This is a genomic window from Polaromonas sp. CT11-55 (genome assembly GCF_047303325.1).
Classification (GTDB): domain Bacteria; phylum Pseudomonadota; class Gammaproteobacteria; order Burkholderiales; family Burkholderiaceae_C; genus Polaromonas.
Genome location: NZ_JBKBEX010000021.1, coordinates 20083 through 40752 on the forward strand (window position 1 = coordinate 20083; position 20670 = coordinate 40752).

The 20670-nt window shown below is 63.1% G+C and carries 19 protein-coding genes; 12 read left to right on the forward strand and 7 right to left on the reverse strand.

The features are described 5' to 3' along the window. Window positions 1-4: 4 nt before the first annotated feature. Window positions 5-469, reverse strand: a complete 465-nt coding sequence (locus tag ACEN8I_RS17635; RefSeq protein ID WP_413329875.1) for an Lrp/AsnC family transcriptional regulator — start codon at window positions 467-469, stop codon at window positions 5-7. Window positions 470-655: 186 nt separating this feature from the next. On the opposite strand from ACEN8I_RS17635, the gene ACEN8I_RS17640 reads away from it, so the two are divergent. From ACEN8I_RS17640 to ACEN8I_RS17660, 5 genes are all read left to right on the forward strand, one after another. Next, window positions 656-1708, forward strand: coding sequence for a 1-aminocyclopropane-1-carboxylate deaminase (locus tag ACEN8I_RS17640; protein ID WP_413329876.1), 1053 nt, complete (start codon window positions 656-658; stop codon window positions 1706-1708). Between the two features lie 40 nt (window positions 1709-1748). Next, window positions 1749-2735 carry a Bug family tripartite tricarboxylate transporter substrate binding protein gene (locus ACEN8I_RS17645; RefSeq protein WP_413329933.1) on the forward strand — a complete coding sequence of 329 codons (987 nt, stop codon included), beginning with the start codon at window positions 1749-1751 and terminating at the stop codon, window positions 2733-2735. 2 nt (window positions 2736-2737) lie between these two features. Next, complete coding sequence (locus ACEN8I_RS17650; RefSeq protein ID WP_413329877.1) at window positions 2738-4279, forward strand: amidase; 1542 nt, start codon at window positions 2738-2740, stop codon at window positions 4277-4279. Between the two features lie 91 nt (window positions 4280-4370). After that, on the forward strand, window positions 4371-5501 hold the full coding sequence (locus ACEN8I_RS17655) for an ABC transporter substrate-binding protein (protein WP_413329878.1): 1131 nt from the start codon (window positions 4371-4373) through the stop codon (window positions 5499-5501). Window positions 5502-5684: 183 nt separating this feature from the next. After that, window positions 5685-7013 (forward strand): esterase-like activity of phytase family protein, encoded by a 1329-nt coding sequence (locus tag ACEN8I_RS17660; protein ID WP_413329934.1) that lies wholly within the window; start codon window positions 5685-5687, stop codon window positions 7011-7013. Window positions 7014-7104: 91 nt separating this feature from the next. Here ACEN8I_RS17660 and ACEN8I_RS17665 read toward each other — a convergent pair whose 3' ends face one another. Both ACEN8I_RS17665 and ACEN8I_RS17670 read right to left on the reverse strand, forming a co-directional pair. Next, a complete protein-coding gene (locus ACEN8I_RS17665) occupies window positions 7105-8721 on the reverse strand; it encodes a peptide chain release factor 3 (RefSeq protein WP_413329879.1) in 1617 nt (538 codons plus the stop codon). Window positions 8722-8746: 25 nt separating this feature from the next. Next, window positions 8747-9007 carry a DUF1653 domain-containing protein gene (locus ACEN8I_RS17670; protein WP_413329880.1) on the reverse strand — a complete coding sequence of 87 codons (261 nt, stop codon included), beginning with the start codon at window positions 9005-9007 and terminating at the stop codon, window positions 8747-8749. 70 nt (window positions 9008-9077) lie between these two features. Between ACEN8I_RS17670 and ACEN8I_RS17675 the strand changes: the two genes are divergently transcribed. Together ACEN8I_RS17675 and ACEN8I_RS17680 are read left to right on the forward strand one after the other, a co-directional pair. After that, complete coding sequence (locus tag ACEN8I_RS17675; RefSeq protein WP_413329881.1) at window positions 9078-10331, forward strand: RsmB/NOP family class I SAM-dependent RNA methyltransferase; 1254 nt, start codon at window positions 9078-9080, stop codon at window positions 10329-10331. 199 nt (window positions 10332-10530) lie between these two features. Further along, entirely contained in the window at window positions 10531-11730 is a 1200-nt protein-coding gene (locus ACEN8I_RS17680) for a fatty acid desaturase (RefSeq protein WP_007863190.1), read from the forward strand. Between the two features lie 192 nt (window positions 11731-11922). Here the strand turns inward: ACEN8I_RS17680 and rpmG are convergent, their stop codons facing one another. From rpmG to trxB, 3 genes are all read right to left on the reverse strand, one after another. Further along, window positions 11923-12090, reverse strand: a complete 168-nt coding sequence (gene rpmG / locus ACEN8I_RS17685) for a 50S ribosomal protein L33 (RefSeq protein WP_007863188.1) — start codon at window positions 12088-12090, stop codon at window positions 11923-11925. Between the two features lie 11 nt (window positions 12091-12101). Further along, window positions 12102-12335, reverse strand: a complete 234-nt coding sequence (rpmB, locus tag ACEN8I_RS17690) for a 50S ribosomal protein L28 (RefSeq protein ID WP_413329935.1) — start codon at window positions 12333-12335, stop codon at window positions 12102-12104. 174 nt (window positions 12336-12509) lie between these two features. After that, complete coding sequence (gene trxB / locus ACEN8I_RS17695) at window positions 12510-13454, reverse strand: thioredoxin-disulfide reductase (RefSeq protein ID WP_413329883.1); 945 nt, start codon at window positions 13452-13454, stop codon at window positions 12510-12512. A gap of 174 nt (window positions 13455-13628) precedes the next feature. On the opposite strand from trxB, the gene ACEN8I_RS17700 reads away from it, so the two are divergent. The 3 genes from ACEN8I_RS17700 to lolA all read left to right on the forward strand — a co-directional run bounded on the left by ACEN8I_RS17700 (window position 13629) and on the right by lolA (window position 17385). After that, complete coding sequence (locus tag ACEN8I_RS17700; protein WP_007863182.1) at window positions 13629-14306, forward strand: Crp/Fnr family transcriptional regulator; 678 nt, start codon at window positions 13629-13631, stop codon at window positions 14304-14306. An 89-nt stretch (window positions 14307-14395) separates the two neighbouring features. After that, entirely contained in the window at window positions 14396-16735 is a 2340-nt protein-coding gene (locus ACEN8I_RS17705; RefSeq protein WP_413329884.1) for a DNA translocase FtsK, read from the forward strand. A gap of 5 nt (window positions 16736-16740) precedes the next feature. After that, on the forward strand, window positions 16741-17385 hold the full coding sequence (gene lolA / locus ACEN8I_RS17710; RefSeq protein WP_413329885.1) for an outer membrane lipoprotein chaperone LolA: 645 nt from the start codon (window positions 16741-16743) through the stop codon (window positions 17383-17385). Between the two features lie 13 nt (window positions 17386-17398). Here the strand turns inward: lolA and ACEN8I_RS17715 are convergent, their stop codons facing one another. After that, on the reverse strand, window positions 17399-17779 hold the full coding sequence (locus ACEN8I_RS17715) for a nuclear transport factor 2 family protein (RefSeq protein ID WP_413329886.1): 381 nt from the start codon (window positions 17777-17779) through the stop codon (window positions 17399-17401). Window positions 17780-17928: 149 nt separating this feature from the next. Here ACEN8I_RS17715 and ACEN8I_RS17720 point away from each other — a divergent pair, with 149 nt between their 5' ends. Beyond that, on the forward strand, window positions 17929-19230 hold the full coding sequence (locus ACEN8I_RS17720; RefSeq protein WP_413329887.1) for a replication-associated recombination protein A: 1302 nt from the start codon (window positions 17929-17931) through the stop codon (window positions 19228-19230). 182 nt (window positions 19231-19412) lie between these two features. Further along, window positions 19413-20552, forward strand: coding sequence for a branched-chain amino acid ABC transporter substrate-binding protein (locus ACEN8I_RS17725; RefSeq protein ID WP_413329888.1), 1140 nt, complete (start codon window positions 19413-19415; stop codon window positions 20550-20552). Window positions 20553-20670: the final 118 nt, after the last annotated feature.

Below are 20670 nucleotides of genomic sequence, written 5' to 3' on the forward strand. Positions count from 1 at the left end.
GGCCTTAAACCGGAATCACCGTGGTCTCGAACACCTCCTTGAGGCAGACAAAGGTGCGGATCTGCCTCACCCCGGGCAGGCCTATGAGCTGCGACGCATGCAGTTCGTTGAAGGAGTCGATGCTCTGGATGCGCAGCTTCACGAAGTAGTCGAACTCGCCGGTCACCAATTGCACTTCCAGGCAGCCGGTGAGGCCGGCCGCGGCTTTTTCGAACGCCGCGAAGGAGTCGGTGGTGGAACGGTCCAGCACCACGCCGATGATGACCAGCCCGTTGTAGCCCAGCGCCCTCGGGTTTACCAGCGCCACCGTCTTGCGGATCAGGCCGGCTTCCCTGAGCCTGGCCACGCGCCGCGAGCAGGCGGGCGGGCTGAGGCTGGTTTTTTCGGCCAGCTCGATATTGGGCAGGGAGGCGTCCTGCTGCAGCAGCTTCAGGAGTTTGCGGTCAATGCGGTCCAGTGTGTGTTCCATGGGGGAATTCTATAAATATTGTGTGAAAAGACAAATTTATGGAATTAATTATTCAAATTCATAAAAGGAAGATTTTTGAGTGCTTTTAACGGCTTGTTTAAGCAACTCATTGCATGAGGGCCTGGCTACGATTTGATTCATCGTCGCTTCAAGCTTCAGTTTCACATTCAACCGGGAACCTCCTTCATGTCCACTTCGCTCAAGCATCCGCTTCAACATCCGCTCCAGCTCCAGAAGTTCGCCAGGCATTCGCTGACCTTCGGCCCCACGCCCATCCAGCCGCTCAAGCGCCTGAGCGCCCACCTGGGCGGCAAGGTCGAACTCTTTGCCAAGCGCGAGGACTGCAACAGCGGCCTGGCTTTCGGCGGCAACAAGACCCGCAAGATGGAATACCTGATTCCCGAGGCCCTGGCCCAGGGCTGCGACACGCTGGTGTCCATAGGCGGCATCCAGTCCAACCAGACGCGCCAGGTGGCGGCGGTGGCTGCGCACCTGGGCATGAAGTGCGTGCTGGTGCAGGAGAACTGGGTCAACTATTCCGACGCGGTGTATGACCGCGTGGGCAATATCGAGATGTCGCGCATCATGGGCGCCGACGTGCGCCTGGACGCCGCGGGCTTCGACATCGGCATACGCCCCAGCTGGGAACAGGCCATGGACGACGTGCGCAAGGCCGGCGGCAAGCCCTTCCCGATTCCGGCGGGCTGCTCGGAGCATCCCTACGGCGGCCTGGGCTTTGTCGGTTTTGCCGAAGAGGTGCGCGCGCAGGAGGCCGAACTCGGCTTCCAGTTCGACTACATCGTGGTCTGCTCGGTCACCGGCAGCACGCAGGCCGGCATGGTGGTGGGTTTCGCGGCCGACGGCCGGGCCGAGCGCGTGATCGGCATTGACGCGTCGGCCAAGCCGGAACAAACCCACGCGCAGATTTTGCGCATCGCACAGAACACCGCCAAGCTGGTGGAGCTGGGCCGCCCCATCACCGCGAAGGACGTGGTGCTGGATACCGCTTACGGCGGCCCCGAGTACGGCCTGCCCAACGAAGGCACGCTGGAGGCGATCCGCCTGTGCGCGCGGCAGGAAGGCATGCTGACCGACCCGGTGTACGAGGGCAAGTCCATGCACGGGATGATTGAAAAGGTCAGGCGCGGCGAGTTTCCGACCGGCTCGCGCGTGCTGTACGCGCATCTGGGCGGCGTGCCGGCGCTCAATGCCTACAGCTTCCTGTTTCGCAACGGTTGATCAACGCGGCTCGCGCTGCAACAAAGAGGGAACTACGATGATGAAACCAAGGTATGAGAAGCGCTTCTTCCTGGCCATGGCGCTGGCCTTGCTGGCGCCCTGGACCGGTGTCCATGCGCAGGGCTATCCGTCCAAGCCGATCCAGCTGGTCATCCCGTTTCCGCCGGGAGGCGCCACCGACATCGCCGGGCGGCTGGTCGCCAAGAAACTGGCCGAGCGCCTGGGGCAGCCGATTGTCATCGACAACCGCCCGGGCGCCGGCACCGTCGTCGGTGCGGCCTTTGTCGCCAAGGCCGCGCCGGACGGCTACACGCTGCTGATCAGCTCTGGGTCGACCTTCACGGTCAACCCAGCCCTCATGCCCAAGCTGCCTTACGACCCGATCAAGAGTTTTGAGCCTGTCGGGATGGTGGCACGCGTTCCCCTTGTTTTGCTGGCCAACGTTGATGTCCCGATCAACGATCTGAAGCAACTCATCACAGCAGTACGCGCCGCCCCGGACAAGTACATGTACGGCTCCTTCGGTAACGGCACCACAGGGCACTTCGCGGGCGAAATGCTGTGGAGCACCACCGGCATCAAGCTGCAGCACATCGCCTACAAGGGCAGCGCGCCGGCGATGAACGACTTGATGGCCGGGCAAATCCCTTTCACCATTGACACCGTAGCGGCCGCGCTACCGCAGCTGAGGGCGGCGAAACCCAGGATCAAGGCCATCGCCGTCACCGGCGAGAGCCGCGCGACGCAAATGCCCACGGTGGCGACCGTGGCGGAGAGCGGCTTCAAAGGCTTCTCGGCCGATTCCTGGCTCGCCATTGCCGCGCCCAAAGGGCTGGCGGCCGATGCAAAAGCCAAGCTGCAGAAGGCGCTGGCCGAGACGATGAAGGATCCCGAGCTTCGCGAAAAGCTCGTCGCCAACGGACTCGAGTACGCCTGGGAGCCCGCTGCCGCGGTCGCGGCGCGCATCGAAAACGAATTGCCCCGCATGCGCGTGATCGCCCTGCGTTCCAACATCCGGATTGATTGACGGTGGCGAGCCGCAAGGAACTGGTAGCTCTCTCGGCGGTGGAGCTGCGGCGCCTGATAGAGGCCAGGCAGGTATCGCCCGTCGAACTGCTGGAAGCCTGCATCGAGCGCATCGAGGCGGTTAACCCTTTCGTCAACGCCGTGACGGCCACCTGCTTTGAACGCGCGCGCGCCGAGGCCAAGGCCGCCGAGCGCGCGGTGATGCAGGGCCGCCCGCTGGGCTTGCTGCACGGCCTGCCCATGGGCGTGAAAGACCTGGAGGCCACCGAGGGCCTGCTGACCACCCTGGGCTCGGCGCTGTACCGCGACCATGTGCCCGCGGCCGACAACGTGCTCGTGGCGCGGCTGCGCGCCGCGGGCGCCATCGTGGTCGGCAAGACCAACGTGCCCGAGCTGGGCGCCGGGGCGAACACCCGCAATGCGGTCTGGGGCGCCACCGGCAACCCCTTCGACCCCCGGCTCAATGCCGGCGGTTCGTCGGGCGGCTCGGCGGCGGCGCTGGCCTGCGACATGCTTCCTGTATGCACCGGCTCCGACACCGGTGGGTCGCTGCGCATACCGGCGGCCCTGTGCGGTGTGGTGGGCTTTCGGCCCTCGCCGGGCCTGGTGCCCAGTTCGCGCAAGCCGCTGGGCTGGACGCCGATCTCGGTGGTCGGGCCCATGGGCCGCACCGTCGCCGACACCTGCCAGCAACTGGCCGCCTCGGCCGGCGCCGCTGTGGGCGACCCGCTCAGTTATCCGGTGGATGCGGCCGGTTTTCTGAATCCGCCGGCGCTGGACCTTGGTAGCCTGCGCGTAGGTTGGACCGAGGACTTCGGCGCCTGCGATGTCGACCCTCTGATACGGGAGACCTTCGGCCGCAAGGTCCGCGCCATGTCCCACCTGTTCCGCAGCTGCGAAAAGGTGGAGTTCGACCTGGGCGAGGTGCACCGCTGCTTTGATGTGCTGCGCGCGGAGGCCTTCGTGGCCGCGACCCGCGACGCCTACGCACGCGACCCCGCCAGCCTGGGGCCCAACACGCGCGCCAACTATGAGATAGGCGCGGCCATGAGCCTGCTCGACAGCGCCTGGGCCCAGGCCGAGCAGACACGCATCCTGGCCCGCTTCAATGCCACGATGGCGGGTTATGACGTGATCCTGGCGCCGACCACGCCGCTGTCGCCCTTCCCGTGGACAACGCTGCACGCGGACACCATCGCCGGCAAGCCGCAAGCCAACTACTACCGCTGGCTTGCCCTGACTTATGTCGTGACGCTGGCCACCTTGCCGGCGCTCAGCCTGCCTTGCGGGGTCGACCATGCGGGCATGCCCTTCGGCCTGCAAATCGTCGGCCACTTCCGCGCGGACCACCATGTGCTTGGCGTGGCTGCGGCGCTGGAGCAGGCCTTTGCCGGATCCGACGAGCTGCGACGGCCGCGCCCCGCGCTGGACCGCCTGCATGCCGTCGAACCGGCGCTGACATCGATCGTCACGGCCCCGCCGCACCCCGGCGGCTCGCCAACGACGGCAGGTGGCGCCGGGCACCGCATCAGTGCGGGTGCGTGAATAAAGAAAAATCAATGGCCGGTCCAGGCGATTTGGATTTCGTTGAGGACCGAGGATAACAACGAGGATAAGAACGAGGATGAGGGCGAAGATGAGAAAAAATCAATGGATCGGCCGCCTGGCCGGCCTGGCTATCGCAAGCGGTATCACGTCGTCAGTACTGGCCGCGCAGCTTGTGGTCGGTCAAGTGGCGCCCTTGACCGGGGTCGACGCGAGCCAGGGCCGTGCCTACGCGGCAGGAATGCAGTTGCATTTCAACGCCGTGAACAAGGCGGGCGGAGTGAACGGAAACACCTTCATCCTGGCGCGCCGCGACGACGCCGGGCGACCCGATGAAACACTCACCCAAACGCGCGCGCTTCTGGCCGAGGACAAACCCGTGGTGCTTGCCGGCTACTTTGGAAGCCGCAATATCGCCCAGCTGGTCAGCGCGGGCGTATTGGAGCGCGAGCGCATCGCACTGGTCGGCTTCCGCGCGACCGAACTGAATCTGGAGGCCCCGCAACTTTATGGCGTGCGTGCCACCTTGCGAGACGAAATCACCAGAATCGCGGCGCACCTGGCGACGGTGGGAATCACCAGGCTCGGCTTGTTCCACGAAAATGGCCCGAACGCTGCGCCGCTCATCGCGGCTGCAAAGGAAGCAGCCGCGAATGCCAAGGCCACGATCGTGCAAACGGCGGGTTATGACGCCGGTACCAGCCGCGTGAGCGCGGCCGCCGATGCCATGCTGGCAGCCTCACCGCAGGCGATCATCATGATTGCAAGCGGAAGCGCCTGTGCCGGCTTCATTGAAAAATACCGCTCGGCGGGAGGCACGGCCCAGCTGTTCGCGCATTCAGGCGCGGACATCGAGCAGATGGCGAAAAGGCTTTCGGAAGAGCAGATGCAAGGCATCGCGATTGCCCAGGTCACGCCCAGCCCCTACAAACTGACAAACCGGCTTTCCAAGGAGTTCAACGATATCGCGGCAACGGCCGGAGCGCAGGATGTTCCGATCAGCTACGCCATGATGGAAGGCTTCATCGCGGCAAAGGTGATCGTTGAAGCCGCCCGGCGGCAGGGCCCGCGTGTGACCCGTGAGGGTTTTGCTACCGCTTTGGATGGGCTGGAAAACTTTGACCTGGGAGGATATGTTGTCGGATTTCGGCCAGGGATGCGCAATGGTTCGCGCTTCGTGGAGATGACCATCGTCAGCGGAAACGGAAGAATCCGGCAATAGGGCAAAGCAGGGGCGATTTCCCGGTTGCCGAGGACTGGGGCGAGCACCCTGTGTCATCGTGACGTCACACCGGGTGGCGACCATGCGTCTTCCTTAAACCATGGATGACACATGTCCCTATCTGACCTCGGCGGCACCACCCGCCCCCTGCCAAAGCGCCATACCGGCCTGCTTTCTTCCCTGATGCTGGTGCTGCTGGCGTCCCCCTTGCCCACGCTGGCGCAGTCGCCTGCTGCTTTCCCGGCCACCTTGGCCGGCCATGCGGTGCTGCCCGCCCAATCCTTTATCCCCGCGCCCAAGGATGCGCCGCAGGACCTGCAGGTCAGCGGCAAGTTCACCAACGGCCAGCGCACCGAAGCGCTGGGCTCGGTGCAAGGCATGTCGGCCGGGCGCCCCACCGGCGTGTCGCTGCCTTTCAAGGGCCAGCCGCTGCAAGGCCATTCCGGCATCAAGAAGATGGCCGACGGCACGTTCTGGATCATCACGGACAACGGTTTTGGCACCAAGGCGAATTCGCCCGACGCCATGCTGTACCTGAACCGCTACAAGGTCGACTTCAAGGGCGGCAGCATGAAGCGGCTGGAAACCATCTTCCTGCATGACCCCGACAAAAAAGTGCCGTTTCGCATCGTTCATGAAGGCAGCAAAAAGCGCTACCTGACCGGCAGCGACTTTGACACCGAGAGCTTCCAGTTCGCCGGCGGCGCGCTGTGGATTGGCGACGAGTTCGGCCCCTTCCTGATCAAGGCCGACCTCAAGGGCAAGGTGCTCGCGGTGTTCGAGACCCTGGTGGACGGCAAGGTTGTGCGCTCGCCCGATCACCCGGCCGTCACCACGCCAGCCGCGCCCGGCGGCACGGTCGACTTCCAGGTCAAGCGCTCCAAGGGCTTTGAAGGCATGGCTTCGTCGAAAGACGGCAGCAAGCTCTACGCGCTGCTCGAAGGCCCGGTGTGGAATGCCGAAGCCAAGGACTATGAACGTGTGGCCGGCAAGGAGGCCCTGCGTGTGCTGGAGTTCGACGTGCAGGCAGGCAAGTGGAGCGGCCGCTCATGGATGTACCCGCTGGAAGCCAACGGCAATGCCATCGGCGACTTCAACATGATCGACGCCACCACGGGCTTGGTCATCGAGCGCGACAACGGCGAAGGCACGGCCGACAAGGCTTGTCCCGAAGGCCAGAAACGCACAGATTGCTTCCATGACATCGCCAAGTTCAAGCGTGTCTACAAGATTGAAATGACGGACGCCAACGTAGGCGGGCCGGTGCGCAAGGTCGGCTACATCGACCTGCTGAACATCGCCGACCCCCACAAGCTGGCGCGCAAGCCGCTCAACGATGGCGTGCTCAAGTTCCCTTTCTTCACGATTGAAAACGTGGATGTAGTGGATGCGACCCACATCGTGGTCGGCAACGACAACAACCTGCCGTTCTCCAGCAGCCGTGAGCCGAACAAGGCCGACGACAACGAGCTGGTGCTGCTCGAAGTTGGCGAGCTGCTGAACGCCAAATAAGCCTGCGCATAGAACTACGGGCGCCAGCCGCTATCCACCGGATAGCTTCTGGCGCCCGTTTTGCGTCTGGGGCAGGCGAGGGGAAAGCCGCTTACATCTTGGACTGGAACACCAGCCCGGCGTGCTCACGCAGCGCGTGGAACTTGATCTTGGGCCATTGCTGCTCCACGGCGCGCAGTGTGGCGCTGTGGTCCACCAGCAGGGTGGGCGCATCGACGGCATCCAGCGCCACGCGGTGGGCATTGGCATCCATGAATTTTTTCAGCTCGTTGGCGTCGTCGCTGGTGACCCAGCGCGCCAGGTTGAAATTGCTGGGCATGATGCGGGCCTTGACACCGTATTCATGCTCCAGGCGGTGGGCGACCACTTCAAACTGCAGCTGGCCGACCGCGCCCAGCAGCAGCAATGAGCCGGCAATCGGGCGGAACACCTGGATCGCGCCTTCCTCACCAAGCTGGGTAAGGCCGGCGCGCAGCTGCTTGCTACGCAGCGGATCGGCCACCTCGACGGCGCGGAACATTTCGGGCGCGAAGAAGGGCAGGCCGGTGAACTGCAGGGCCTCGCCTTCGGTCAATGTGTCGCCCAGTTGCAGCACGCCATGGTTGGGGATGCCGATGATGTCGCCGGCAAAGGCGGTGTCCAGCAGCTCGCGGCGCTGGCTCATAAAGCTCACCACGGTGTTGGGCCGCAGCTCCTTGCCGCTGCGCACCACTTTCAGGCGCATGCCGCGCGTGAATTCGCCGCTGGCCACGCGCAGGAAGGCGATGCGGTCGCGGTGGGCCGGGTCCATGTTGGCCTGGATCTTGAACACCACGCCGGAGAATTTTTTCTCCTCCGGGTGCACCACGCGCTGGATGGCTCCGCGCTCGGCGGGCGCGGGCGCCAGGTCGACCAGCGCATCCAGCACTTCCTGCACACCGAAGTTGTTGATGGCCGAGCCGAAAAACATGGGCGTCTGCCTGCCGGCCAGGAATTCGGCGCGATCGAACTCGGGCGTGGCGCCGGCCACCAGTTCGATCTCGCCCTGGGCCTGCGCGTATTCGGCGCCGAAGCGTTTGGCGGCTTCGGCGTTGTCCAGGCCGGCCAGGATTTCGTCGTCGCCGCCGGCTTTTTCCTCGCCGGGGCTGAAGACGCGCATGCGGTCCTCGCGCCTGTCATAGACGCCGTGAAACAGCTTGCCCATGCCGACCGGCCAGGTGAAGGGAATAACCGTCATGCCGAGTTCGCGCTCGATCTCGTCCATCACGCTCATCGGGTCTTGCACCTCGCGGTCCATCTTGTTGACGAAGGTCAGGATGGGCGTGTTACGCGCGCGGCAGACCTGCAGCAGGCGGCGCGTCTGCGGCTCGACGCCGTTGGCCGCGTCGATCACCATCAGCGCCGCGTCCACGGCGGTCAGCACGCGATAGGTGTCTTCCGAGAAGTCCTGGTGGCCGGGGGTGTCCAGCAGGTTGATGACGCAGTCGCGGTATTCCATCTGCATGACCGAGCTGGCCACGGAGATGCCGCGCTGCTTTTCGATCTCCATCCAGTCGGAGGTGGCGTGACGCGCGGCCTTGCGGGCCTTGACGCTGCCGGCGATCTGGATCGCGCCCGAAAACAGCAGCAGCTTTTCGGTCAGCGTGGTTTTACCCGCGTCGGGGTGGGAGATGATGGCAAACGTGCGGCGGCGCTTGACCTGTTTTTCGATTTCAGTGGATTCGGACATAACCCACGATTATCGGTGACGGCGCTTATTCGGGCGCCGGGCCGGGTTGCAGGGCAAACCGAGGCTGTTTTACCCCGTCTATCACCACCTCTTCATTGAACATGGCGGCGGGCCGCACCCACAGGCCTTTTTCGCCGTAAAGCGCACGGTACAGCGTCATAGGCTCCAGGCTTTCGCTGTGGCGCACGGTGCCGACCACCTCGTAGAGCATGCCTTTGTAGTGGCGGTAGAGGCCCGGTGGGGTTTCAATCAGGGGCGGCAGCGCTTCTGCGGGGGTTTCAGGCATGGTCGGTCGGGGGCTTCGTGAAGGGACTTAAAAAAGGGTGCGGTGAGACCGCAGTGGGACAATAGGGACTATGCATCCTAAAGCCTTACTCGACAGTTGTTCCGAGCTTCTCAAGCAGGTCCTCAAATTTGATCATCCCGCCGACATGGTGGTTTCGCGCTACTTCCGCGACTACCGGCTCGGCCCGCGCGAGCGCGCCACCGTGGCGGAAACCATTTATGGCGTGCTGCGCAAAAAAAATCTCTATACCTACCTGGCGCAGCACGGCAGTGGCCCGCTGGAGCGGCGCCTGGCGATCCTGGGTTTTGCCGCCGAGCGCGACTTCTTGCTGGGCGCGCTGACCGAGCAGGAGAAAGACTGGCTGTCCCGCTGCGACCAGGTCAAGCCAGGCGACCTGATGGAATTGCACCGCCACAATCTGCCGCAGTGGTTGGTGGAGCCGCTCAAGGAGCAACTGGGTGACGATTTCTGGCCGCTGGTGGAAAGCCTCAATGCGCCGGCCGGGCTGGATTTGCGCGTCAACACGCTGAAAGACAAGCGCGCCGATATCCAGAAAGAATTGTCGAAGGCGGCCATCAAAACCGTCGCCACCCCGTATTCGCCCTGGGGCCTGCGCATAGATGGCAAGCCCCAGCTGGCCAAGCTGGACGCCTTCACGCGCGGTGCCATCGAGGTGCAGGATGAGGGCTCGCAGCTTCTGGCCCTGCTGGTGGACGCCAAGCGCGGCGAGATGGTGGTCGATTTCTGCGCCGGCGCCGGCGGCAAGACGCTGGCCCTGGGCGCGTCCATGCGTAACACCGGGCGCCTGTATGCCTTTGACACCTCCGGCCACAGGCTGGATGCGCTCAAACCCCGGCTGGCGCGCAGCGGGCTGTCGAATGTGCACCCCGTGGCCATCGCCCATGAGCGTGACGACCGCATCAAGCGCCTGGCCGGCAAGATAGACCGGGTGCTGGTCGATGCGCCATGCTCGGGCCTGGGCACTTTGCGGCGCAATCCCGACCTCAAATGGCGGCAGACACCCAAGGCCATCGAAGAGCTGCAGGCCAAGCAAACCGCGATCTTGCAGAGCGCCGCGCGGCTTTTAAAGCCCGGCGGCCGGCTGGTTTATGCCACCTGCAGCGTTTTGCGCGAAGAAAACGAGGCGATTGCCGAGGCCTTCAGCGCGGCCAATACAGGGTTTAACGTCCTTGAAACCGGGCCATTGTTGACCCATCTGGGGGTGGAACATGCCGAAAAACTTTGCCGCGGCCCCGACCTTCGCCTCTGGCCCTACTTGCACCAGACTGACGGGTTTTTCGCGGCAGTATGGCAAAAGTCCTGATATTTTTGCCAGCAAAAGACGACAGATGGGTCGAAGTTACATATTTATTCGTGACTTTTCGCACTGATTTGGCCCTTCGCCCTGTACCCCGGGCGACTTGGTATTTACAGGGGTTCCCCATACAATAGAGGCTTGTCTGATGCGGCGCCTGGAGACAAATTTGGATGGGCGGCTGGTGCAGATTGTTTAAAGGATTTTTATGATTTTGTTTGATGCCGCCCTCGACTGGCTGGCAAATGGCCTGCTCGCCGCCAGCTGGTGGCAAATTGTGTTGTACACCCTGGTGACCACCCACATCACCATCGCCAGCGTGACGATTTACCTGCACCGCCATCAGGCGCACCGCGCCATGGATCTGCACGCGATCCCTTCGCATTTTTTCCGTTTCTGGCTGTGGCTGGGTACCGGCCAGGTGACCAAGGAATGGGTGTCCATTCACCGCAAGCACCACGCCAAGTGCGAAACCCTTGAAGATCCGCACAGCCCGCAAGCCCACGGCATCAAGAAGGTGTTCTGGGAAGGCGCCGAGCTGTACCGCGCCGAAAGCAAGAACAAGGAAACCATGACCAAATACGGCCATGGCACGCCCAACGACTGGCTGGAACGCAATGTCTACACCCGCTACAGCTGGCAGGGCGTGGGCCTGATGATGATCATCGACCTGGCCTTCTTCGGTGCGGCCGGCCTGGCGGTCTGGGCGGTTCAAATGGCCTGGATTCCCGTGACGGCGGCCGGCATCATCAACGGTATCGGCCACTACTGGGGCTACCGCAACTTTGAGGCACCCGACGCCAGCACCAATATCTCGCCCTGGGGCATCATGATCGGCGGCGAGGAGCTGCATAACAACCATCACACCTACCCGACCTCGGCCAAGTTCTCGGTCAAGCCCTATGAGTTCGATATCGGCTGGATCTACATCCGCGCCCTCGAAAAAATGGGCTTGGCTGCCGTGAAGAAGGTTCCGCCCAAGCTCCAGCTGGGTTCCATCCAGCCCGTGGCTGACGAGAAAACCCTGGAAGCCCTGATTGCCCACCGCTACGAAGTGATGGCTGGCTTTGCGCGCGAACTGCGCCGTGCCGGCAAGGCTGAAATCGAAGTGCTGAAGGCGAAAAAAGCCGACGTGTCCGTGTTGCGCGCGGCCAATCGCTGGCTGCACCGCGACGACGACAAGGTGCCAGCGGCCGCCAAACCACAACTGGCCCAGGCCCGCGCCGAGCACCCCGTGCTCGACAAGATGGTCACCATGCGTGAAGAACTGCGCCAGATGTGGATGAGCACCTCGGCCTCCCGCGAGCAACTCGCGACAGACCTGCAGGCCTGGTGCCACCGCGCGGAAGAAAGCGGTATTGCCGCGCTGCGCGAGTTCTCGCTGAAGCTGCGCGCCGCCCGCGCCTGACGCCACCCCGCCCGCCGGCTTGGGCCGGCGTGCCGTCTCTCCTCAAACCGCCTCCGTGTTGATTCACCGGGGCGGTTTTGTTTTGGGCGCATCAGCCCGAGCCGTCGACCGGCAGGAGAGGGCGGCGGGAAATCGCCAGCCATAAAAAAACCCGCCGGGATGCGGCGGGTTTTTTAGAGGGAAAGAGCCGAATTACTTCAGCTTGATTTCCTTGTATTCCACGTGCTTGCGTGCCTTGGGATCAAACTTCATGATCAGCATCTTGTCGGGCGTGGTCTTCTTGTTCTTGGTGGTCGTGTAGAAGTGACCGGTGCCGGCGGTGGATTCCAGCTTGATTTTTTCGCGTGCGCCTTTTGCCATGATGGTGCTCCTTAAGCTTGGCCGCGTGCGCGCAGGTCTGCGAGCACGGTATCAATGCCCTTCTTGTCGATCAGGCGCAGTGCAGCGCTCGAAACGCGCAGGCGGACCCAGCGGTTTTCGCTCTCGACCCAGAAACGACGGTATTGCAGGTTCACGAGGAACCGGCGCTTGGTTTTGTTGTTGGCGTGGGAAACGTTGTTTCCGACCATTGGGCCTTTGCCCGTTACTTCACATACGCGTGCCATATGCACTCCAGTATTTTCAACAGCAGCCACGTCGAAAGCACCCTGTGCCCATCGTCATGCCTGCCTCACCTCGCCAGAATAGGGTGGCGGTAACCCGAGACTGCCAAACCGGCCCCTTTTGTTGGAACTAAGGAGCAAATTTAGCAAAGCCTTGAATTATAAGGGATTTTTTGCTTATTCTGCTTGTTCGAGGAAACGCTGGGCATCCAGGGCCGCCATGCAGCCGGTTCCGGCGCTGGTGATGGCCTGGCGGTAGACATGGTCCTGCACGTCGCCGGCGGCGAAAACGCCGGGCACGCTGGTCATGGTCGCGAAGCCCTGCAGCCCGGTTTTGGTGATGATGTAACCGTCCTTCATCTCCAGCTGGCCGGCAAAGATGTCGGTATTGGGCTGGTGGCCGATCGCGATAAAGCAGCCCTTGAGGCTGAGGTCTTGCGTGGCGTCGTTTTGGGTGCTTTTGAGGCGCACGCCGGTCACGCCCGAGGCGTCGCCCAGCACCTGGTCCAGGGTGTGGTGCAGCTTGAGCTCGATCTTGCCGGCCTTGACCTTCTCGTGCAGCTTATCGATCAGGATGGCCTCGGCCTTGAATTTGTCGCGGCGGTGCACCAGCGTGACCTTGCTGGCGATGTTGGACAGGTACAGGGCCTCCTCCACGGCGGTGTTACCGCCGCCCACCACGCAGACTTCCTGGCCGCGGTAGAAGAAGCCGTCGCAGGTGGCGCAGCCGGAAACGCCACGGCCCATGAAGGCGCTTTCCGATTCCAGCCCCAGGTATTTGGCCGAGGCGCCGGTGGCGATGATCAGCGCGTCGCAGGTGTAGGTCCCGCTGTCCCCGGTCAGGGTGAAGGGGCGCTTGCTGAAATCAACCTTGTTGATGTGGTCAAAAATAATCTCGGTCTTGAAGCGTTCCGCGTGTTCGAGGAAGCGCTGCATCAGGTCAGGTCCCTGCACGCCGTGCACGTCGGCCGGCCAGTTGTCGACCTCGGTGGTGGTCATGAGCTGGCCGCCCTGCGCGATGCCGGTGATCAGCACCGGGTTGAGATTGGCGCGTGCCGCGTAGACGGCCGCGGTGTAGCCGGCAGGCCCCGAACCGAGGATTAAGACGCTTGAATGTTTCATGTTGAAAAACTGATTGGGAAAGTGTAAGAACTCGGGTAGAGTCGTGCCGCATAAGCGCAGCGCAAGGTAAAACCGTCGAGGTAGTACTTTTGCGGCATTTGGTTTTATAAATTACGTGCCATTGTAAGAACTCACGCGACGTCCCGTTGTTTGTGAGGTTGGGAGATATCAGATATGACGACGATGGTGTCCAACCTGGAATTGATTCGCCGGGTACCCCTTTTCTCCGTTTTGACGGCCGCCCAGGCCGCCTCAGTCGCTGACACAGTGGTCAAGCGCCGCTTCAAGCGTGGTGAGCCCATCGTCGAGCAGGGCAAGAAGTCCAACGCGCTGTCCATCATCCTGACGGGCCGGGCCCGCGTCGTCACCACCGATGCCCGCGGGCGTGAGGTCATCCTGGCCACCATGCACCCCGGCGACTACGTCGGCGAGATGAGTCTGATTGACAACGAACCGCATTCGGCCACGGTGCGCGCCGAGATCCAGACCGACGCCCTGATCCTGGGCCGCCTCGAATTCGCGCGCTGCCTGCCCGAAAACAGCTCCATGGCCTATGCCGTGCTCAAGGGCCTGGTGCAGCGCTTGCGCCACGCCGACCGGCAGATCGAGTCGCTGGCCCTGATGGATGTCTACGGCCGCGTGGCCAGGGCGCTGCTGGAATTCGCCAGCGACGACGGCACCGGCAATACCGTGATCCGCGACAAGGTGTCGCGCCAGGACCTGGCCAAGATGGTCGGCGCCTCGCGCGAGATGGTCAGCCGGGTCATGAAGGACCTGGAGGAGCGCGGCTTCATCGAAACCCGGGACGACGGCTCCGTCCTCGTGAAAGAGCGCCTGCATACCCTGGGCTGACACCCCCCAGCCTATCGCCCGCCACCCGTTTGGCGCCCGTGGCGCTCCTTCAAGGCTTGCACTCAACTGCGGTAAGCTTCAAGTGAGCCATGACTTACTCACTCGATACCCTGAACTCCAGAAATTCCCCTGCCACGGGCGCGCCCGGCGGCATCAAACGCTTTGCCCATGAAGTCAGCCTGATCCTGGGCCTGCTCGGTCTGGTTTTCTGGCTGGCCGCCTTGCTCAGCTATTCGCCGCAGGACGCGGCCTGGTCGACCTCCGGCACCGCGCAAGCCGTGGCCGGCGGCCATGCCGCGAGCCTCAACTGGGGCGGGCGCGTGGGCGCCTGGCTGGCCGACGCCAGCTATTACCTGCTGGGCTTTTCGGTCTGGTGGGCGCTGGCGGCGGGCGGCCAGGCCTGGCTGAGGTCGCTGGCGCGCTGGCTGCGCGGCGAACCCCTGGCGGCCGGGGAGTCCCACCGCATCCGTTTCTGGCTCAGCCTGCTGTTGCTGCTGCTGGCCAGCGCGGCGCTGGAGTGGTCGCGGCTCTACCGCTTTGAATTCAAGCTGCCCGGCCATGCGGGCGGGGTGCTGGGCTACCTGGCCGGCGCCCAGGGCGAGAAATGGCTGGGATTTGCCGGCTCCGGCCTGGTGTTTATCGCGCTGGGTGTCATTGCCGTGTCGGCGGTCTTCGGCTTTTCGTGGGCCCATGTGGCGCTGCGCGTGGGCGCCTGGATAGACAACCTGATTGATTCGCGCCGCGAAAAGCGCGAAATCGCCCAGGACCTGGCTTTCGGCAAGCTGGCCGCCCGCGAGCGCGAGGAAACCCTGATCGACGAACGCATCGAAATCGAGGAACACCACCCGGTGCCGGTGCTGATCGAGCCCGTGCTGGTCGATATTCCCAAAAGCGAGCGTGTGGCCAAGGAGCGGCAAAAGCCGCTTTTCAGCGAAATGCCCGACTCCAAGCTGCCGCAGGTCGACCTGTTGGATGGTGCGCTGCAACGCCAGGAAGGCGTGGCGCCCGAGACGCTGGAGATGACCTCGCGCCTGATCGAGAAAAAACTCAAGGACTTCGGCGTCGAGGTGCGTGTCGTGGCCGCCGCGCCCGGGCCCGTCATCACGCGCTACGAGATCGAGCCGGCCACCGGCGTCAAGGGCTCGCAAGTCGTCAACCTGGCCAAGGACCTGGCGCGCGCCCTGAGTCTGGTGTCCATACGCGTGATCGAAACCATTCCGGGCAAGAATTACATGGCGCTGGAGCTGCCCAACGCCAAGCGCCAGTCCATCAAGCTCAGCGAAATCCTGGGTTCGCAGGTTTACAACGAGGCCAAGTCCCTGCTTACCATAGGCTTGGGCAAGGACATCAGCGGCGCCGCGGTGGTGGCAGATCTGGCCAAGATGCCGCACTGCCTGGTGGCCGGCACCACCGGTTCGGGCAAGTCGGTTGGCATCAATGCCATGATCCTGAGCCTGCTCTACAAGGCCGATGCGCGCGACGTGCGCCTGTTGCTGATAGATCCCAAGATGCTGGAGATGAGTGTCTATGAAGGCATTCCGCACCTGCTGGCCCCGGTGGTCACCGACATGCGCCAGGCCGCCCACGGCCTGAACTGGTGCGTGGCCGAGATGGAAAAGCGCTACAAGCTCATGAGCAAGCTGGGCGTGCGCAACCTGGCCGGCTACAACGCCAAGATCGACGAAGCCAAGGCCAAGGGCGAATTCATCTACAACCCCTTCAGCCTCACGCCCGAGCAGCCTGAGCCGCTGGAGCGCTTGCCTTACATCGTGGTGGTGATTGACGAACTGGCCGACCTGATGATGGTGGTCGGCAAGAAGATCGAAGAGCTGATCGCCCGCCTGGCGCAAAAAGCCCGGGCCGCCGGCATCCACCTGGTGCTGGCCACCCAGCGCCCCAGCGTGGACGTGATCACCGGCCTGATCAAGGCCAACATCCCGACCCGCCTGTCCTTCCAGGTCAGCAGCAAGATCGACAGCCGTACCATCCTGGACCAGATGGGCGCCGAGGCTTTGTTAGGAATGGGTGACATGCTTTACATGCCGAGTGGTACAGGCTTTCCAATCCGGGTGCATGGTGCGTTTGTGAGTGATGACGAAGTGCACCGCGTGGTGGCCTACCTCAAGCAGCAGGGCGAACCCAATTACATCGAGGGCGTCCTCGAAGGCGGCACGGTCGACGGCGAAGACGGCGACCTGCTGGGCGAGGGCGGCAACGGCGGCAGTGGAGAGAAAGACCCGATGTACGACCAAGCCGTGGAGGTCGTACTGAAGAACCGCAAGGCCAGCATTTCGCTGGTGCAGCGTCACCTCAAGATCGGCTATAACCGCGCCGCGCGGCTGGTCGAAGACATGGAAAAAGCCGGGCTGGTCAGCGCCATGAGCGGCAGCGGCCAGCGCGACATCCTGGTGCCCGCAAGGGCGGAGTGACGATCATGAAGAAATACGTTGCGATGATTTTGGTGGCGGCTTGCACGCACCCCGCCTGGGCCAACGGCCTGGACAGCCTGGAGGCTTTCGTGAAGACCGTCAGCAGCGGCCGCGCTGAATTTACCCAGGTCGTTACCGCGCCGGCTAAGGACGGCCAGGCCGCGCGCAGCAAGACCTCCACCGGCACGTTTGAGTTTTCCCGGCCCAACCGCTTTCGCTTCATCTACAAGAAGCCCTTTGAGCAAAGCATCGTGGCCGACGGCCAGACGCTGTGGCTGCACGACGTGGACCTGAACCAGGTCACCTCGCGCAAGCAGTCCAGCGTACTGGGCTCCACCCCCGCGGCGCTGATTGCCGCGGCGCCCGACCTGCGCGCCCTGCAGGCCGATTTCACGTTGGCCGCCGCGCCCGACGCCGACGGCCTGCAATGGGTGGTGGCCACGCCCAAGAGCAAGGAAGGCCAACTGCAGTCCGTGCGCGTGGGCTTTCGCCCCGGTGAAAAATCCTCCGGCCTGGCCGCGCTGGAGATCACCGATAGCTTCGGCCAGCGATCAGTGCTGAGCTTCAGCAAAGTCGAGGTCAACCCCAATTTGCCCGCCGACACTTTCCGCTTCACGCCGCCCAAGGGCGCGGACGTGATCCGGCAGTAAACCAGGCCGTGACTCAGGCCACCGGGGGTTTGGGAAGGCGCTGCGCGGGATCGTAGAAAAACGTTTCCTCCGCGATGCGCTCGCCTTCCCAGCGCTGCCAGGCGAGCTCCTCCATCTCGGTGCGGCTGCCGTCCTGCCATTCAAAGCGGAAGATCCAGCGGATCACCACGTGGTCACCGTCGAGCAGGGCAGGGCGCACGCAGGTCGAGGTCAACGACTTCGCCCTTTCCATGACCTTCTGCTCGCCCAAAACCAGGTTGGCGCGTCCCACGCGCGGCGCGGCCTGGTTTTCCTGCATGGAGGCGTTCTCGGTGTAGAACTCTTCAATGGCCTCGGCGTGGGCATTTTCTTCAACGCGGGCGATAAATCGCTCCAGGGTTTCGCGGCTTGGCATGGGTGTTTCCTTCAAAAGAGGGGCTATTGGGTGTTTTACACGACTTGCCATAAGCCCGCAGCCGGCATGGCTTGGTGGCTTAGACTCATGGCATCCCGTTTTCCATCCGTCCCGATTCCTCCCTTGATCTCCCGTTTCCCAGCCCTGCCGTGAAAGCCGCGTCCTCCACCCACCAGCCCCTGGCCGAGCGCCTGCGCCCGCAAAACCTGGGTGAAGTCATAGGCCAGCAGCATCTGCTGGGCGAAGGCATGCCGCTGCGCATCGCGTTTGAGTCCGGCCAGCCGCACAGCTGCATCCTCTGGGGCCCGCCGGGCGTGGGCAAGACCACCATCGCGCGGCTCATGGCCAGCAGCTTTGACGCCCACTTCATCACCATTTCGGCTGTGCTGGGCGGCGTCAAGGACATCCGCGAAGCGGTGGAGCAGGCCAGCATCTGGCAGGCCCAAGGCGGGCGGCGCACCATTGTGTTTGTCGACGAAGTGCACCGCTTCAACAAAAGCCAGCAGGATGCCTTTCTGCCGCATGTGGAGAGCGGCCTTTTCACCTTCATAGGCGCCACCACCGAAAACCCCTCCTTCGAGGTCAACTCGGCCCTGCTGTCGCGCGCCGTGGTCTATGTGCTGCAACCGCTGGGCGAGGCGGACCTGAAGCAGATCGTGGACAAGGTGCTGGCCGAAAACGCGCTGCCGGCCATCACCGCCATCGAGGCGCAGGCCGTGGACCGCCTCGTGGCCTATGCCGATGGCGATGCGCGGCGCCTGCTCAACACGCTGGAGTCGCTCAGCGTGGCGGCCAAGGCCGAGAAGGTCACCGAAGTCACCGACGCCTGGCTGCTCAAGGTACTGGGTGAGCGCCTGCGCCGTTATGACAAGGGCGGCGAGCAGTTCTACGACACCATCTCGGCTCTGCACAAATCGGTGCGCGGCTCAGACCCCGACGCCGCGCTTTACTGGTTTATGCGCATGCTCGACGGCGGCGCCGAGCCGCGCTACATGGCGCGCCGGCTGGTGCGCATGGCCAGCGAGGACATAGGCCTGGCCGACCCGCGCGCGCTGCGCATGGCGCTGGACGCGGCCGAGGTCTATGAGCGCCTGGGCTCCCCCGAAGGCGAACTGGCCCTGGCCCAGTGTGTGATCTACCTGGCGGTGGCGCCCAAGTCCAACGCGGTCTACAAGGCCTTCAACGAGGCCAAGGCGTTCATCAGCAAGGATGGCACCCGCCCGGTGCCCCTGCATCTGCGCAATGCACCAACAAAGCTCATGAAGCAGCTCGACTACGGCAAAAACTACCGTTACGCCCACGACGAGGAGGACGGCTTCGCGGCCGGCGAAAACTACTTCCCCGAGGGCATGCGGGCCCCGGGCTTTTATCGGCCGGTCAACAGAGGGCTGGAAATGAAAATTGCTGAAAAGCTCGAGCAGCTGCGCGTGAAAAACAACGCCAAGAAATGAGCCGCGCGCGGGCGACCCGCGTGGATTGCCGTCGGCGGGCCATGAAACAGGCCTGCCATGGCCAGGGCCGATGCTCCCCAAAACAGCGCATACGCTTTCTGCATGGCATGCCCCGTCTGCGCATGCCTCAAAGGGAAACCTCCGCTTGATACTACCGACTCCTCAATTCATCAGGAGTCGTCATGTCGTCAAGTTATTGCGTAAAAAGCGCTCTTTCCGTACTGGTCGTTGTTTCGGCAGCTTCGGTTTTCGCCCAGGACAAAGTAAAAATAGCCATCGTCGGCCCGCTGTCTGGCCCTGCCGCAAATTACGGCAAGGACAACGAGCGTGGTGCGCAGCTTGCCATTGAAGACCTCAATGCCAGCCAGTTCAGGATTGGCGGCAAGGCCGTGAAGTTCGAGTTGATTTCTGAAGACGATCAGGCCGACCCGAAACAGGGGACCGCTGTTGCGCAAAAACTGGTTGATGGCGGTGTCAATGGCGTCGTGGGGCATAACAACAGCGGCACCACCATTCCCGCCGCCCGGATTTACAGCGAAGCAGGCCTTCCGCACATCACGCCTGCGGCTTCCAATCCGAAACTCACCCAACTGGGCTACAAAACCACCTTCCGCACCATTGCCCACGACGGAATGATAGGTAGCGCATTGGCTGTTTATGCTGCTACCAAGCTCAAGATTCACAACGTTGCCTTGATCGACGACCGCACGGCATATGGCCAGGGCCTGGCGGACGAGTTCGAAAAAACCTTCAAATCGCTGGGCGGAACAATCGTCGCGCGTGAATTTACCAGTGACAAGGCCACTGATTTTTCTCCCATCCTGACGACGATCAAAGGCAAGAAGGCGCAGGCCGTCTTTTTTGGAGGCCTGGATGGACAGGCGGGCTCCATGCTTCGCCAAATGGCCCAGTTGGGGATTGGGCAGCTTCCCTTCATGGGTGGTGACGGTGTCTGCACCGGCGATCTGCCCAAGCTTGGTGCGCAGGCGGTCGGAAAAAACGTGATTTGCGGCGATGGCGGCGAAGCCTTGATGGATATGAAGGGAGGCCCCGGTTTTGCTCAACGCTATAAGGCCGCCTACAGCACCGATGTCGTGGTGTACGCACCTTATGCCTACGACAACGTCATGATATTGGCCAATGCCATGCGGGCTGCCGGTTCTGCGGAGCCCGCCAAATACCTGGCCTATGTCGGCAAGACAAAGCATGAAGGCATCACCGGGCACATTGAATTTGACGGAACGGGCCAGCGCAAGAACGCTGCCGTCACGTTGTCCACCTACCCGCAGGGTGTCAAAACCACGCTTGTCACCATGAAGTGACGGCGCTTGGCCAGTCAGGCGCCAAGCGAAAAGACAGCGGCGTTGATTCCCGCCGCTGCCCTCCTGGTACCCGTCCCGCGACGCGACCCATGGTGCGATCGTCGGCGGGGCGGTTCCA